We start from the raw sequence: 14,000 nt of genomic DNA, 5'->3' as shown, positions 1-14,000 counted from the left end.
CCGATTTTCACCTCAGAGGTCTCATAAAAGTTTTAATTCTGTTGTCAGGGCTGTTATGTCCGGTTTTATACGTTTGCGGCGAGAGCGCACCCGCTTCACGGGTGCGCTCTTCACGGTCTGCGCTTAATCTGGAGGAGCGGTCGCCGTGGTCGGATGACCGCGGCACCGGCCGCGGTCGCCGGTGGTCGGGTGGCCGCGACACCGGCAAGGGGAGCCGGCAGGGGGCGGCGAGAGCGTGCACGGGCCGTGCTACATCCAGTGATGACGTCTGCTCAGACGTCCAGTTTCATCGGGCGCCGCGGCGAGGTGGCGGCTGCCCGGCGGCTGCTGGCCCATGGACGCCTGCTGACGCTGACCGGGGCCGGCGGGGTCGGCAAGACGCGGCTGGCGCTGCGCGTGGCCGAGACGCTGCGACCGGCGTTCGACGACGGGGTGGAGATCGTCGAGCTGACCTCCCTGGAGGACCCGGACCTGCTGGTGCCGGCCGTCGCGACGGCGCTCGGCGTCCGCGACGCGGGGGCGTCCCCCATGACCGTGCTCGCCGACTACCTCTCCGGCCAGCACCTGCTGCTCGTCCTCGACAACTGCGAGCACCTGCTCGACGCGTGCGCGAAGCTGGTCGACGGGCTGCTGCGCGGCGCGGGCCGCCTGCGGGTGCTGGCCACCAGCAGGCAGACGCTCGGTGTGGTGGGCGAGCAGGTGCTCGTGGTGCCCTCGTTGTCCGTGCCGGACCAGGCCGCCGCGCCCCGCGACATCGCGCGCAGCGAGGCCGTGCGGATGTTCGCCGACCGGGTGGCGCGGGTGCGTCCCGGCTTCACCGTGGACCGCACGGACGCCGCGCTGGTCGCCCGGCTCTGCCGCCGGCTCGACGGCATCCCGCTGGCCATCGAGCTCGCGGCGGGACGGCTGCACTCCATGCCGGTCGAGGAGCTGGAGCGCCGGCTCGACGAGCGGTTCGAGGTGCTGGACGCCGAAGGCGCCGGGAACGTGCCGCCCCGCCACCAGACGATGCACGCGGCCGTGGACTGGAGCTTCGGCCTGTGCACGCGGGCGGAGCAGCGGCTGTGGAGCCGGCTGTCGATGTTCGCGGGCGGCATGGACGTGGACACGGCCGAGGAGGTCTGCCATGGCTGCGGCATCGACCGTGGGGACGTGTTCGACCTGCTGGCGGGGCTCGTGGACAAGTCCATCCTGGTCGCCGACCACCAGAAGGACCGCGTCCGGTACCACATGCTCGACAGCATCCGCTCGTACGGCCGGGAGAAGCTCGCGGAGAGCGGCGAGGAGGACGCGCTGCGGCGGCGTTACTGCGACCACTACCGGCGCCTCGTCGCCGAGCAGCGGGTGGACCGGCTGGTGCCCGAGCAGCTCGACCGTTACCGCCTGCTGGCGGCGGAGCTGCCCAACATCCGCGTCGCGCTCGACGCGTTGTACTCCGGGCCGGAAGAGGCGGCGGGCGGGCTCGACATGGTCTCCGCGATGTGGGGCTACTGGATCCTCGCGGGCTCCGTCACGGAGGGCCGCCTCTGGCTGGACCGCGGGCTGGGCCTGGTCACCCCCGGCTTCCGGGCCCGCCGTACCGCGCTGTGGGTGTCGGCGATGCTCGCCCTGCTCCAGGGCGACCGCGCCGAGGCGGAGGACATGCTGGAGGAGTCGCACCGGCTGGCCCGTGAGGCGGGCGACGAGGAGACGCGGGCGTTCGCGACGCAGGTCTCCGCCATGGTCGCCTTCTCGGCCGGTGACGCGCGGAGCGGGATGACGCTCATGGAGAAGGCGCGGGCCGGGCACCAGGACCGCGGCGACCTCAGCGCCCTGGCCATCAACCTGTTCTACGACGTCTCGTTCAGTGCGGGCGAGGATCCCGAACGGGCCGGGGACCTGGCCCAGGAGTTCCTGACGCTGTGCGTGAAGCGGCGCGCGGAGCCCTCGCGCGGGTACGCGCTGTTCGCCGTCGGCATCACCGCCTGGCACCGGGGCCACCCGCAGCGGGCCGAGGAGACGCTGCGGGAGGCGGTGGCCGTCAGGCGGGCCATCAGCGACAGGTGGGGGCTCGCGGAGTGCGTCGAGGTCCTGGCCTGGATCGCCGGGGCGCAGGGCCGCCACGAGCGCGCCGCCCGCATGCTGGGGGTGGCGAACGCGCTCTGGCAGGCGATGGGAGCCTCGCCGTCCCGGCTCTGGCCGCACATGCGCGACCACGAGCACTGCGTGGCACGGGCGCGCGAGGCGCTGGGGGCGCGGGCCTACACGGCGGCGTTCCACAGCGGCGAGCGGATGGGACTGGACCGGGCGGTCGCGTACGCGATCGAGGGCTGAACGGACGGGGCTATCGGCCGGACGCCCGGACGGGCTTGACCTTCGGGCAGTTCGTGCCGTTCGCGGGGGCGGCCAGTGTCGTCAGGTACCGGTCCACGAGCCGGTCCACGCAGGCTGAGCCCTTGCGGTAGGCGGTGTGCCCGTCGCCGTCGAAGGTCAGCAGCACACCCGACGAGAGCTGCGAGGCCAGCGCCTGCGCCCACTTGTACGGCGTGGCGGGGTCGCGCAGCGTGCCGATCACCAGGATGGGCGGGGCGCCGTCGGCCCGCAGCGGCCGGATCGACCTCTTCCGCCTGACCGGCCAGTAGTCGCACGGCGTCGTCCCGGTCCTGGCCGTGGCCTCGCGGGTGGGCGGGTGGTCCAGGCAGTCGATGGCCTCGTGGGCGGCGAAGCTGTTGGTGTACGTGCCGTCCGCCCGGCGCTCGTTGTAGAGGTCCGCGAGCAGCAGCAGCCGCGTCCCGTCCCCCTGGAACGCGTCGGCCAGCGCCTGCCGCAGCATGGGCCAGGCGGACTCGCTGTAGAGGGCCGACAGGACGCCCGTCACCGCGATCGCCTGGCTGACCTGCCGGCCGTCGTACACGTTGCGCAGCGGAGCCCTGTCCACCCGCGTCAGCAGGGCTTCGACCTTCTTGTTCGCCGCGCCCAGCCGGTGCGTCGGGAACGGGCAGTCCTTGGCCTTGAAGCAGTCGCGCAGGAACGACTCGAAGGCCACGTCGAAGCCGCCGGACTGCCCGGTGCCGAGCTCGTCGCCGGTCCGCGTGGGGTCCATGGCGCCGTCGAGCACCAGCGCCCGCACCTTCCCGGGGAACAGGTCGGCGTACGTGGCGCCGAGGAAGGTGCCGTACGAGTAGCCCACGTACGTCAGGCGGGACTCGCCGAGGGCGGAGCGCAGCACGTCCATGTCGCGGGCCGCGTCCGTGGTGGCCAGGTGGGGCAGCAGCTTGCCGGAGCGGGCCTGACACGCCTGGGCGAACTGCTTCTGCGCCAGGTCGAGGTTCTTGACCTCGAAGGCGGTGTCCGGCGACCTGTCGATGGCGTAGTAGCCGTCGAGCTGGGCGTCGGTGAAGCAGCGCACCGCGGTGGAGGCGCCCACGCCCCGGGGGTCGAACCCGACCAGGTCGAACCGGGCGCGGACGGCGGGGGAGAGGAACGCGTCGGCCTGCCTGGCCGCCTGGACGCCCGACTCGCCGGGACCGCCCGGGTTGACGACGACCGCCCCGGCCCGCCGGCCGGTGGCGGGCAGGCGGATCACCGCGATGTCGATCCGGTCGCCGCCCGGCTTGGCGTAGTCCAGCGGCACCTTCAGCTTGGCGCACTGGTAGCCGCCGCCGCAGGCGATCCACGACAGCCGCTGGCCGTAGAAGACGCCGAGCGCGGCGGGCCGGCCGGGCGCCGGTGCCGCCTCCGCGGCCCGCGCGGGCTGGGCGGTGGCCGTGAGGCCGGCGATGAGCAGGCCGGCGAGTGCGGGTGTGATCACGCTGGGTAGGCGTCGCATGGTCGTGTCCTCGTCTGGCGGCCGAGTGTGGGGATTCGCCTGGTTGGCCCTTGATTATTGGGACGTGCCGGTTGCGAGGCTCTTGACGAGCGCTGACCTGTGACAAGGGTGAAAGTTGAGGCATTTGTTCTGGTTGTGGGAGTCTGTCGGGGGAGTGACCCGGCTTCCGATGCGGACTCCGGCGACGTTCTCGAAAGGTGATCCAGGATCATGCGCAAGACGATCGCGTTGGCCGTGGCGGCCGTCGCGCTGGCCGGCTGCGGAGTGCTTCCAGGCCGGCAGGCCGGCGGCGCCGGGGACGGGCAGGCCCAGCAGACCGCGGCCCGCGCCGAGACCACGACCGCCGCCCCGGCGCCCCAGCAGACCGAGGCGACCAAGGCAGCCGCGGCCACCGAGGCGATCGCGAGCCGGGAGGCGAGCACCTCGAGCGCCGGCCAGAACGGCAAGGCGCGGGTCGACATCACCGGCCTGAAGCGGCAGGGCAGGACCGTCACCCTCAACTGGACCGTCACCGCCCTCGACGGCAAGGTCAACCTGCACAACGGCATGAGCACCGGGACGCTGGACTACTCGGTGTCGGCCGTCTCCCTGATCGACCCGGTCAACGCCAAGCGCTACCGCGTGGCCCGCAACGGCGCGACCGCCGACAGCGAGTGCGTCTGCTCCCGTACCCAGGGCCAGTTCCTGGAGGGGGGCCAGACGAGCTCGCTCTACGCCGTCTTCGCGGCCCCGCCCGCGGACGTCACGCAGGTCAACGTGGAGATGCCGATGATCGGCGTGCTCACCGATGTTCCGATCTCTTAGCGTCGCCGCCCTGGGCGTCGCCGCCGGGCTGCTGGTGCCGGCGAACCCGCCGGCCGGTCCGACCACCCCGCCCGTCCCGTCGGACGTGAACGCGGTCGTGGAGGACCTCGTGCTGCCCGTCGAGGACATCGTCGGCGAGGTCGAGTCGCTCGACGGCACCCAGAGCGAGACGAAGCAGGGCGCCCAGGTCACGGTCGCGCTCACCAGCGACGTGCTGTTCGCCGTGGACAAGTGGGCCTTGAGCGGCGCCGCCAGGAAGCGGCTCCAGGGCGTCGCGGAGAAGGTCAGGACCGAAGGGGCGGGCGGCGTCGTCAAGGTGCAGGGGCACACGGACGATCAGGGCTCCGACTCCTACAACCTGCGCCTCTCCCAGCGGCGCGCCCAGGCCGTCGAGCGGGGCCTGCGCGGGCTGCTCGCCGACGCCGGCGTCACGCTCCAGGCGCAGGGGTACGGCGAGACCCGGCCCAGGATGCCCAACCTCGTCGACGGCAAGCCGGTGGAGCGCAACCGGGCCAAGAACCGCCGGGTGGAGATCGTCTTCGACGCCCGTCAGTGAGCCGCGGGATGGACGCCCGGTCAGTCGCCTGGCAGCTGGCCCAGGGTCGCCGTGACCGTGGTCCGCGTGCCGTCCGCGCGGATGAGGCCGACCTTGACCTGGTCGCCCGGCTTGAGGGTCGTCAGGATCTCGGACAGGGCGGACATCGTGGGCGTCTCGGTGCCGTTGACGGAGACGATCACGTCGCCGGGCCGGATGCCCGCCTTCTCGGCGCCGCTGCCCGGCTCGACGCCGACCACCTCGACCCCCGTCGTCTGGCCGTTGTCGCCGACGACCGTGCTGCCCCTGATACCGAGGGCGGCGCGGTGCGTGTCGGTGACCTTGCCGTCGCGGACGATCTGCGCGGCGATGTCCGTGGCGGTGTTGCTCGGGATGGCGAAGCCGATGCCGGGGGCCGCGCCGCCGCCCAGGTTCGGGTCCGTCGCGGCGAGGGTCGGGATGCCGATGACCTGGCCGGACAGGTCCACCAGGGCGCCGCCGCTGTTGCCGGGGTTGATGGAGGCCGAGGTCTGGATGGCGTTGGCGATCGTCGCGCCGGGGGAGCCGGGATCCTGCGGCTCGCTGACCGTGCGGCCGAGCGCCGAGACGATGCCGTCGGTCACGCTGCCCGACAGGCCCAGCGGGTTGCCCATGGCGAGCACGAGCTGGCCGACCCGCAGCCTGGCGGAGTCGCCGAACCGGGCCGGCCTCAGCCCTCTGGGGTCGTCCACCTTGATCACCGCGAGGTCGCCGGCGGGGAACGACCTGACCAGCCGGGCGGACCGGCCGGCGCCGCCGGTGGCCAGGGTCACCTGCATCTGCGTGGCCTCGCCGACCACGTGCGCGTTGGTGATGATGTGCCCCGCGGAGTCGTACACGATCCCGGAGCCGAGGCCCACCTTGGTGGTGATCTGCACGATCGACGGGAGGACCTCCTTGATGACCTGCTCGTAGGCCGTCTCCAGGGACTGGGGCGACGTGGGGACGACGGGGGGACTCGCGGGCGGGCTGGCGGGCGGGCTGGCGGGCGCGGTGGCCGTGCCGGCCGGGGAGCCGGCCGTCGAGGTGGCCGGGGCGCCGGAGGCTGAGGCACCGGACGTCGAAGAGCCGGTGGTCGTGGCGGACTGGATCGCCGAGCAGCCGGTCAGCAGGACGGTCATGACGAATCCCGCGACGATCTTCCTCATGGGGTGGTACCTTCCCTGCCACCGGTGAAAGATACGTTTTTTCGCCATTTGTCCTGGTCGGCGCGGGTGTGCAGGGGTTTGAGGATACGGCGGGGTGCGGGGGTGGGGACCAGGGGTTCCAGAACAAAATTCTGGCCAGGACATGGCGGAAATATCCCGGTCTGAAGTGACGTAACCTCAAGGTCATGGCGGACGTCGGTGACCAGCAGCCCAATCACGATGCTCCCACGACCCCGTTCCGGAAGATCGTCGTGCCCGCGGACGAGACGGTCGTGATCCCCCGGCCGCCCGGTTCCCGGCCCTCCGGCCCTCAGCCCTCCGGCGGCCCCGCGGGGTCGCCGTCGCGTTCACCGCAGGGCTCGCCGCCGCACGCCCGGCCCCGACCAGGTCCGCCGTCCGGCCCTCAGCCGTCCGGCCCTCAGCCCTCCGAGCCTCCCGCCACGCCGCAGTCCGCCCCGAAGGCCACGCCGCAGTCCGGACCACAGGCCACGCCGCAGTCCGGACCACAGGCCGCGCCGGAGTCCGGGCTGCAGACCACGCCCTGGTCCGGGCCGCGGACCACCCCGCCGTACGGTGCCCGTCCCGGGCGCGAGTCGGGGCCCCAAGCCGTCCCGCCGTCCGGGCCGCACGCGGATTCACCGGCCGGGAACGGTTCCGGGGCGCAGGCGGGTGCCGGGGCCGCGACGCGGCTGGGGCACGGGCCGGGCCCCGCGTCGCAGCAGTACCCCATGCCCCCGGTCGTGCCGCCCCCGCCGCCCGGGTCCGGGCTGATGAGCCGCATCGGCGACATCCCCATCCGGGTCGTGTACCTCGTCGGCGCGATCATCGCCACGGTGGTGGCCGTGCTGTTGATCTTCGCCGTCTTCTCGGGTGACGTGCCCAAGGATCAGAGCCTGCCGCAGGGAGGCTCGATCGCGCCCCCGCCCGCCGGAGCCGCGAAGGAGCCCGCCGCCACGCTCGCCCAGTCGGCCGCGCCGTCGTCCACGCCGTCGGCCACCGGTGTAGCGCTGCCGCCCGTGCCCGCCGCCAAGGAGTACGCCGTGCTGCCGGGCACGGCCAGCGTCGTCATCGGCCTGGTCAGCGACCCGAAGGCGGGCCTGTCGTACCCCCGGCTCGGCCTGCCGTGGAAGAGCGCGACGTCGGCGCCGTTCTCGGTGGCTCAGCGTGCCGGCAAGGCGGCCGTCCCGGGCGCCCTGATCGGCTCGGCGCCGCTGCCGGGCGCCACCCCGGCGGCCCGCCCGGTGAAGGACTCCGACTACCGCAAGCTCGCCGCGCGTGCCGCGACGTGGGCGCTGGGCACGCAGTACCCGGCCGGGGCCACGCTCACCTGGACGGGCTCGGAGCGTACGCCCCTGGGCAAGGGGTGGACGCTGGCCTTCAGGGTGGCGTACGACGCGGACGGCGGGCGGCGCGTGGCGCAGGGCCTCGTCTCGGTCGTGGACACGGGCCGGGCGAAGCCCGCGATGCTGTTCGCCTCCGTCCCCGAGAGCGGCAAGAGCCGCTGGCGTGACCTCAACACGATCGCCGACCGGATCGCCCCCATCTAGGCCAGAAGCATCCTCTAGAATATGGTTCTGGCATGACCGGGACCTCGGCTGGAGGATGAGCGATGGCGATCGGGTTGAACGAGGAGCATGAGGCGCTCCGGGAGTCGGTGAGCGGCTGGGCGGAGCGGAACATCCCCGCCGAGCTGCTGCGATCCGCGACGGATGAGCGTCCCCCGTTCTGGTCGGGGCTCGCCGAGCAGGGCCTGCTGGGGCTGCACCTGCCCGAGGAGGCCGGCGGCTCCGGCTACGGGCTGCTGGAGGCCGCGGTCGCCGTCGAGGCGCTGGCCGAGCGGATGGCGCCCGGACCGTACGTGCCGACCGTGCTCGCGAGCGCGGTCGTCCACGCCTCCAAGCGGCACGACCTGCTCACCGGCCTGGCCGACGGCACCCGCACGGGCGCGGTGGCGCTCACGGGAGGCGCGGCGGTCGGGGGGACAGGCGGCCGGCTGACGGGGACGCGGGCCGCCGACGGGTCGCTGGTCGTGTCCGGCTCCGTCGAGCCGGTGCTCGGCGGGGCGTCCGCGGACGTGCTGATCCTGCCCGTGTCCACCGACGGCGGCGAGGTGTGGATCGCGCTCGACGCCTCGGACGCGACCGTCACCTCGCTCAAGTCCCTGGACCTGACCAGGTCGTCGGCCAAGGTGGAGGTGGCGGACGCGTCCGTGCCCGCCGCCCGGGTGCTGGAGGGCGTGCAGGGGCTCGACGTGCGCAACCTGGCCGCCGTCCTGCTCGGGGCCGAGGCCGCGGGCCTGGCCGCCTGGTGCGTGCGCGCCGCCTCCGACTACGCCAAGGTACGCGTGCAGTTCGGCCGCCCGATCGGCCAGTTCCAGGGCATCAAGCACAAGCTGTCGCGGATGCTCGTGGCGCTGGAGCAGGCCCGCGCGACGGTCTGGGACGCCACCCGCGCCGAGGGCGGCGAGCTCGAGTACGCCGCCGCGATCGCCGGTGTGATGGCGCCCGACGCGGCCGTGCGGTGCGCGCAGGACGCGATCCAGACGTTCGGCGGCATCGGCTACACCTTCGAGCACGAGGCCCACCTGTACTACCGGCGTGCCCTGACGCTGCGCGCCCTGCTCGGCGCGTCGGCCGGCTGGGCGGCCACGGTCACGGAGCTGGCCATGGGCGGCGTGTCCCGGGAGATGGAGATCGACCTGCCGGAGGGCGCCGAGCGGCTGCGCGAGTCGATCCGCGCCGAGATCGCCGAGATCAAGGCGCTGGAGGGCGTGGAGCAGAGGCGGGCGCTGGCCGAGCGCGGGTTCGTCATGCCGCACCTGCCCAAGCCGTGGGGCCGCGCGGCCTCGCCGCTGGAGCAGGTGCTGATCGCCCAGGAGCTGAAGGCCGCCCGGGTGCGGCTCCCCGCCATGATCATCGGTGCGTGGGTGGTGCCGTCGATCGTCTCGTACGGCACGCAGGAGCAGCAGGAGCGCTTCCTGCCCAGGACGCTCAGCGGCGAGACGATCTGGTGCCAGCTCTTCTCCGAGCCGGGGGCCGGCTCCGACCTGGCCTCGCTGCAGATGAAGGCGGAGAAGGTCGAAGGCGGCTGGCGGCTCAACGGCCAGAAGATCTGGACCTCCGTCGCGCACGTCGCCGAGTGGGGCATCTGCATCGCCCGCAACTCCTCCGCCGGCTCCAAGCACGAGGGCATCACGTACTTCCTGGTCGACATGAAGGCGCCCGGCGTGACGGTCCGGCCGCTGACCGAGATGACCGGCGAGAACCTGTTCAACGAGGTGTTCCTCGACGACGTGTTCGTGCCCGACGACCTGGTGGTCGGTGAGGTGGGCGACGGCTGGCGGGTGGCGCGCAACACGCTGTCCAACGAGCGCGTCTCGCTCTCCTCCGGCTCGGGCGGCACCGGCGCGTCCGTGCCCGACCTCGTCGGGCTGGCCGGCCGGCTCGGCCGAGAGCTCACCCCGGTCGAGGCGCACCAGGTGGCCGAGGTGATCTGCGAGGGGCACTCGATCAACGCGCTGTCGCTGCGCGTGACGCTCAAGCAGCTCGCCGGCTCCGAGCCGGGCGCGGACGCGTCGGTGCGCAAGCTGCTGTCCACCTCCCACGCCCAGCACGTGTCGGAGACCGCGGTCTCGCTGCTGGGCTCGGCGGCGGTGGTGGCGGCCGACATGACGCTCGGCGACGCGGGCTACTGGAACCGGGCGGTGCTCGCCACGCGCGCCATGACGATCTACGGCGGGACGACGGAGGTGCAGCTCAACATCATCGGCGAGCGCATGCTCGGCCTGCCCCGGGACCCCGAGCCCGGCCACTGACCGCGGGGGCCGCGTAGAGGTGGGGGCCGGCCGCCGACCGGCCCCCTACGGGGGTTCACGGGCTGACGGGCTGGAGCGGGGTCGGGGTGCCGTTCGCGGCGGGGCGCGGCACGCCGACCTTGATCTCGCCCACGCAGACCGTACGGCCGTCGAGCGCGCGGACGGCCAGGTCGGTGCCCCCGCCCTTGACCGTGGCGAACGTCCAGCCGAAGTCCTTGCCCGCCGGGACCGTCGTGACGGCTCCGCCGAGCCGCACCGCGATCGTGGCCGGCACGGGGTTGAGGTAGCCGACCTGGACGGTCCATTCGCCGTCCGGCAGGGAAGCGGGCAGCTCGAAGCGTCTTTCCCGCCCCGACACCGGGGTGCAGCCGCCGCGCTGGGGGATGGTCATGCCCTGGATCTCGACCGGGCGCAGCCGGCCGGCGTCGTCGAAGGCCAGCGGGTTGGGCACCGGCCCGGTCAGGGTCCGCGTCCAGGTCACCGGGTTCGGCGCGATCGGGCCGAGCACCCGGGAGGTCAGCGCGTAGTCGCGGAAGAACAGCGGGAGCACGACCTTGGCGGGCACGTGCGTGTCGAGGACGACCGCGCCGTGCGGGGCCCGCGCGAGGGCCGTCCGGCCCGTCTCGACATAGCTCCTGACGTGCTCGCCGAGCGGCATCCGCGCGTACCCGGCGGCCGACCAGACCGAGCCGGCGGCGAACGCGGCGGCCACCGGGACCCAGACGTACCGGAGCCCGGCGCGCAGGCGCGGCAGCCGCCGGGGCCCGGGGGCGGGGCGCCGCCAGGGATCCTCCTCGCCCCGTACCGGGACGAAGGCGAGGCCGATCACGACGGCCAGCACCATCGCGGTGGAGGAGACGTACCTCAGCTCCTGCCCGCCGAGGTCGGGGCCGAGCTGCACGACCCGCCCGATCATGACGGGGACCACGTCGGCCAGCGCGAAGTAGCCGAGCAGCGTCAGCCACGCCAGCCAGGCCCGCCTGCGGTGCCACAACGACACGCCCACGGCCAGGAGCGCGACGCCGAGGGCGGCCCACATGAGCGGCCGCGGGGCGGCGGCGATGGCGTAGTCCTCGCTGATCGGGTACCACTGCCACGGCCCGCCCAGCGCCCCCGGCACCAGGGAGCCGGTGAGCAGCTTCCACGCGAAGCTCACGGCCACGGCCGGGTCGGGGAGCGCCGGCCGGATCGTGTCGTTGGTGAGCTGCACCGAGGTGAACAGCTGCCGGAAGAACACCGCCGCGTACCCGGCGACGACGGCGAGGTAGAGCAGCCAGGCGGCGCGCCGCCGGGCCCGCGGGAACCAGCCGATCGTCAGCACGAACGCCAGCACGAGGATGAACGGCGCCTTGACGAAGAACACCATGGCGAGCACCGCCCAGCCCGCCACGGCCACCGCGTGCCGGAACCGCCCGGTCCTGGCGTAGCGGACCTGGGAGCCCAGCGCCATCGCCAGCGCCACCTGGAACGGCAGCGTCTCGACGACCACGGCCCACCACGACAGCGACGAGACGGTCAGCGGCGTCAGCAGGTAGAACCCGAGCGGCACCAGGATCGCCGGCCGGGTCCCGAACAGCAGCCGCAGCAGCCGCAGCAGCGCGAACCCGGCGGCGGCCAGCAGGCCCATCGTGACGGCGTGGGCCAGCACCTCGTTGTAGACGCCGAGCCGGCCCATCGCCCAGTGGATCGCGAACGGCCCCGGCACCAGGTGCCCGTAGTCGACCCGCATGAGGTAGTCCCACGTCAGGTCGTGCTCCAGACCGCGGGCGATGAAGGTGAAGTCGTCCTGGCGGAAGTACGTCCGGCGGACGAAGTCGAACCTCCAGACGAGCTGGACGGCGATCAGGGCGATGGCCGCGGCCAGCACGATGTCGCCGTGCCGCCCGTCACCGTGCCGCCCGTCACCGTGCTGTCCATCACCGTGCAGCCCACCACTGGGCAGCCCATCTCTGGGCGGGCTCGTACGGGCCGCCGCCCCCGACTCGCTGGTCACCCAGTCCTCCCGGTCCCCCGGTCCCCCCGGTCTGGCGAAGCGTATCCAGGAGCGGATTCAGGCGGAATGCCCGTTGTGTGGTTGTGATGTCATAGCGGAATGCCCCGGACCCCGGCCGCCGCCCTGCTCGGCCTCGCGCTGGGCTGCCTCGCGCTCGGGCCCGCTCTGGGGTGGGGGTTCGTGCTGGTGCAGGACATGGTGTTCGTGCCGGACCCGGAGTTCTCGCGCTTCACGTTCGGGCTGTCGGGGGGCGCGCCGCGGGTGGTGCCGAGCGACGCGGTCGTCACGGCCCTGTCGGCGGCGCTGCCGGGGGAGCTGGTGCAGAAGGCCGTCCTGCTGGGCATCTTCGTGCTCGGCTGCTCGGGCGCGGCGCGGCTGGTGCCGTCGGACGGGCTCGGGCCCCGGCTGGTGGCGGGGGCGTTCTACGTGTGGAACCCGTACGTGGCCGAGCGGCTGCTGATGGGGCAGTGGGCGCTGCTGCTCGGGTACGCCGGGCTGCCGTGGGTGGTGGGCGCCGTGACCCGGGAGCCCGCCCGGAGGGGTTCCGCGTGGCGGCCGGCGGTGGCGATGCTGCCCGCGGCGGTGGGCGGGTTCGCCGCCATGACGGTGACCGCGCTGACCGCCCTTCCCGTGGCGCTGCTGATCGGTCGCCCGGACCGCTCGGTGACGGCCGGGCGGTGGCGGCGGGTGGTGCCGGTGGCCGTCGTGCTCGTGGTGTTCAGCCTGCCGTGGCTGGTGCCGGCGCTGCTGCGGCCCGCGGGGGTGACCGGGGACGGGGTCGGGGTGGAGGCGTTCGCGGCGCGGGCGGACGGGCCGTTCGGCGCCGTGGGGAGCCTGCTGTCGCTGGGTGGGATCTGGAACGCGCACGCGGTGCCCGCCGGGTACGGCACGCCGCTCGGTGCGCTGGCCCGCCTGCTGCTGTCCCTGGCCGGCATCGCGGGGTTCGCCGCGCTCGCCGGCTTCGCCCGGTGCGGGCGGGCCGCCTCGGGCGCCGGGCCTGCGGGCGGCCTCGGGTGGCGATGGGGGCTGGTGGTGGCGGCCGTGGCCGGGTTCGGGGTGGCGTGCCTCGGCGTGACGGCCCCGGGCAGGGCGGCGCTCACCTGGCTGGTCCACCTGTGGGGCGGGTTCGCGGTGCTCCGGGACGCCCAGCAGTTCGTCGCCCCGCTGGCGCTGCTGGAGGCCGTCGGGCTGGGACTGGCCGCCGCGGCCGCGGCCAGGGCGCTCGCCGGCGGCGGCCGGTGGGCCGTGGCGGTCCTGGCCCTGGTGCCGGTGGCCGTGCTGCCCACGATGGCGTGGGGCGCGACCGGGGCGCTGCGCGCGGTGCCGTACCCGGAGAGCTGGACGGCCGCCCGCGAGCTGATCCGGCGCGACCCCGAGCCGGGCGACGTGCTCGTCCTGCCGTTCGAGTCGTACCGGCGCTTCGCCTGGAACGGCGGGCGGGCGGTGCTGGACCCGGCGCAGCGCTTCTTCGGCGGCCGGGGGCGGGAGGTGGTCGCCAACGACACCGTGCGCGTCGGCGACCTGGTCGTCCCGAGCGAGGACGAGCGGGCGAAAAACCTAGAACACGTACTAGAAATGCCGTCGCCAGACCTGCTCCGGGCGGGGTTTCGGTACGTGGTCGTGGACGCGGGAACCCCGGCCGAGCGCGCCGGGTTCGACCGGTGGCTGAGGGGTGCGAAGCTGCTCGTGGACGCTTCCGACCTGCGGCTGTACCGTGTCGGTGGACCGATTGCGCAAGGTTCGTCCGAATAGGCCCATTGATCAGTGGCTTTATTAAGATTTCGTTTAGCTACTTCCGAGTAGCAAGAATTGGTTCTAGGTTGGTGACGGTCCCCCAAGTGCCGCGCCCCAGGAGGAAC

The 14,000-nt window shown here is 73.6% G+C and carries 9 protein-coding genes; 6 read left to right on the top strand and 3 right to left on the bottom strand.

Annotation, left to right across the window (positions count from 1 at the left end; genetic code table 11):
* Positions 1-261: 261 nt before the first annotated feature.
* Complete coding sequence (locus ABZS51_RS32150) at positions 262-2,313, top strand: AAA family ATPase (protein ID WP_355448893.1); 2,052 nt, start codon at positions 262-264, stop codon at positions 2,311-2,313.
* 10 nt (positions 2,314-2,323) lie between these two features.
* On the opposite strand, the gene ABZS51_RS32145 is transcribed toward ABZS51_RS32150, so the two are convergent.
* Positions 2,324-3,808 (bottom strand): alpha/beta hydrolase, encoded by a 1,485-nt coding sequence (locus ABZS51_RS32145; RefSeq protein WP_355448890.1) that lies wholly within the window; start codon positions 3,806-3,808, stop codon positions 2,324-2,326.
* A gap of 210 nt (positions 3,809-4,018) precedes the next feature.
* Between ABZS51_RS32145 and ABZS51_RS32140 the strand changes: the two genes are divergently transcribed.
* Both ABZS51_RS32140 and ABZS51_RS32135 read left to right on the top strand, forming a co-directional pair.
* Entirely contained in the window at positions 4,019-4,612 is a 594-nt protein-coding gene (locus tag ABZS51_RS32140) for a hypothetical protein (RefSeq protein ID WP_355448887.1), read from the top strand.
* Positions 4,596-5,168 carry an OmpA family protein gene (locus ABZS51_RS32135; protein WP_355448885.1) on the top strand — a complete coding sequence of 191 codons (573 nt, stop codon included), beginning with the start codon at positions 4,596-4,598 and terminating at the stop codon, positions 5,166-5,168. The genes ABZS51_RS32140 and ABZS51_RS32135 overlap by 17 nt, the downstream gene beginning before the upstream one ends.
* A gap of 20 nt (positions 5,169-5,188) precedes the next feature.
* Here ABZS51_RS32135 and ABZS51_RS32130 read toward each other — a convergent pair whose 3' ends face one another.
* Entirely contained in the window at positions 5,189-6,334 is a 1,146-nt protein-coding gene (locus ABZS51_RS32130) for a trypsin-like peptidase domain-containing protein (protein ID WP_355448882.1), read from the bottom strand.
* A 728-nt stretch (positions 6,335-7,062) separates the two neighbouring features.
* On the opposite strand from ABZS51_RS32130, the gene ABZS51_RS32125 reads away from it, so the two are divergent.
* Together ABZS51_RS32125 and ABZS51_RS32120 are read left to right on the top strand one after the other, a co-directional pair.
* Positions 7,063-7,881, top strand: a complete 819-nt coding sequence (locus ABZS51_RS32125; RefSeq protein ID WP_355448879.1) for a hypothetical protein — start codon at positions 7,063-7,065, stop codon at positions 7,879-7,881.
* A gap of 62 nt (positions 7,882-7,943) precedes the next feature.
* The gene (locus ABZS51_RS32120; protein ID WP_355448876.1) at positions 7,944-10,148 is read left to right on the top strand and encodes an acyl-CoA dehydrogenase; all 2,205 of its coding nucleotides are present in this window, start codon (positions 7,944-7,946) and stop codon (positions 10,146-10,148) included.
* A gap of 55 nt (positions 10,149-10,203) precedes the next feature.
* On the opposite strand, the gene ABZS51_RS32115 is transcribed toward ABZS51_RS32120, so the two are convergent.
* Entirely contained in the window at positions 10,204-12,141 is a 1,938-nt protein-coding gene (locus tag ABZS51_RS32115) for a hypothetical protein (RefSeq protein WP_355448873.1), read from the bottom strand.
* Between the two features lie 99 nt (positions 12,142-12,240).
* Between ABZS51_RS32115 and ABZS51_RS32110 the strand changes: the two genes are divergently transcribed.
* Positions 12,241-13,893 (top strand): hypothetical protein, encoded by a 1,653-nt coding sequence (locus ABZS51_RS32110; protein WP_355448870.1) that lies wholly within the window; start codon positions 12,241-12,243, stop codon positions 13,891-13,893.
* The last annotated feature ends 107 nt before the right edge of the window (positions 13,894-14,000 follow it).

Source organism: Nonomuraea sp. NPDC005501, from assembly GCF_040605905.1.
GTDB lineage: Bacteria > Actinomycetota > Actinomycetes > Streptosporangiales > Streptosporangiaceae > Nonomuraea.
The sequence above is the reverse complement of the archived record's forward strand: the minus strand, read 5'-3'. Positions and strand labels throughout refer to the sequence as shown.

Bases quoted from the DNA above. Each gene is read 5' to 3' on its own strand.
- ABZS51_RS32150 (WP_355448893.1), top strand. From the start codon at position 262: ATGACGTCTGCTCAGACGTCCAGTTTCATCGGGCGCCGCGGCGAGGTG.
- ABZS51_RS32145 (WP_355448890.1), bottom strand. From the start codon at position 3,808: ATGCGACGCCTACCCAGCGTGATCACACCCGCACTCGCCGGCCTGCTC.
- ABZS51_RS32140 (WP_355448887.1), top strand. From the start codon at position 4,019: ATGCGCAAGACGATCGCGTTGGCCGTGGCGGCCGTCGCGCTGGCCGGC.
- ABZS51_RS32135 (WP_355448885.1), top strand. From the start codon at position 4,596: ATGTTCCGATCTCTTAGCGTCGCCGCCCTGGGCGTCGCCGCCGGGCTG.
- ABZS51_RS32130 (WP_355448882.1), bottom strand. From the start codon at position 6,334: ATGAGGAAGATCGTCGCGGGATTCGTCATGACCGTCCTGCTGACCGGC.
- ABZS51_RS32125 (WP_355448879.1), top strand. From the start codon at position 7,063: ATGCCCCCGGTCGTGCCGCCCCCGCCGCCCGGGTCCGGGCTGATGAGC.
- ABZS51_RS32120 (WP_355448876.1), top strand. From the start codon at position 7,944: ATGGCGATCGGGTTGAACGAGGAGCATGAGGCGCTCCGGGAGTCGGTG.
- ABZS51_RS32110 (WP_355448870.1), top strand. From the start codon at position 12,241: ATGCCCCGGACCCCGGCCGCCGCCCTGCTCGGCCTCGCGCTGGGCTGC.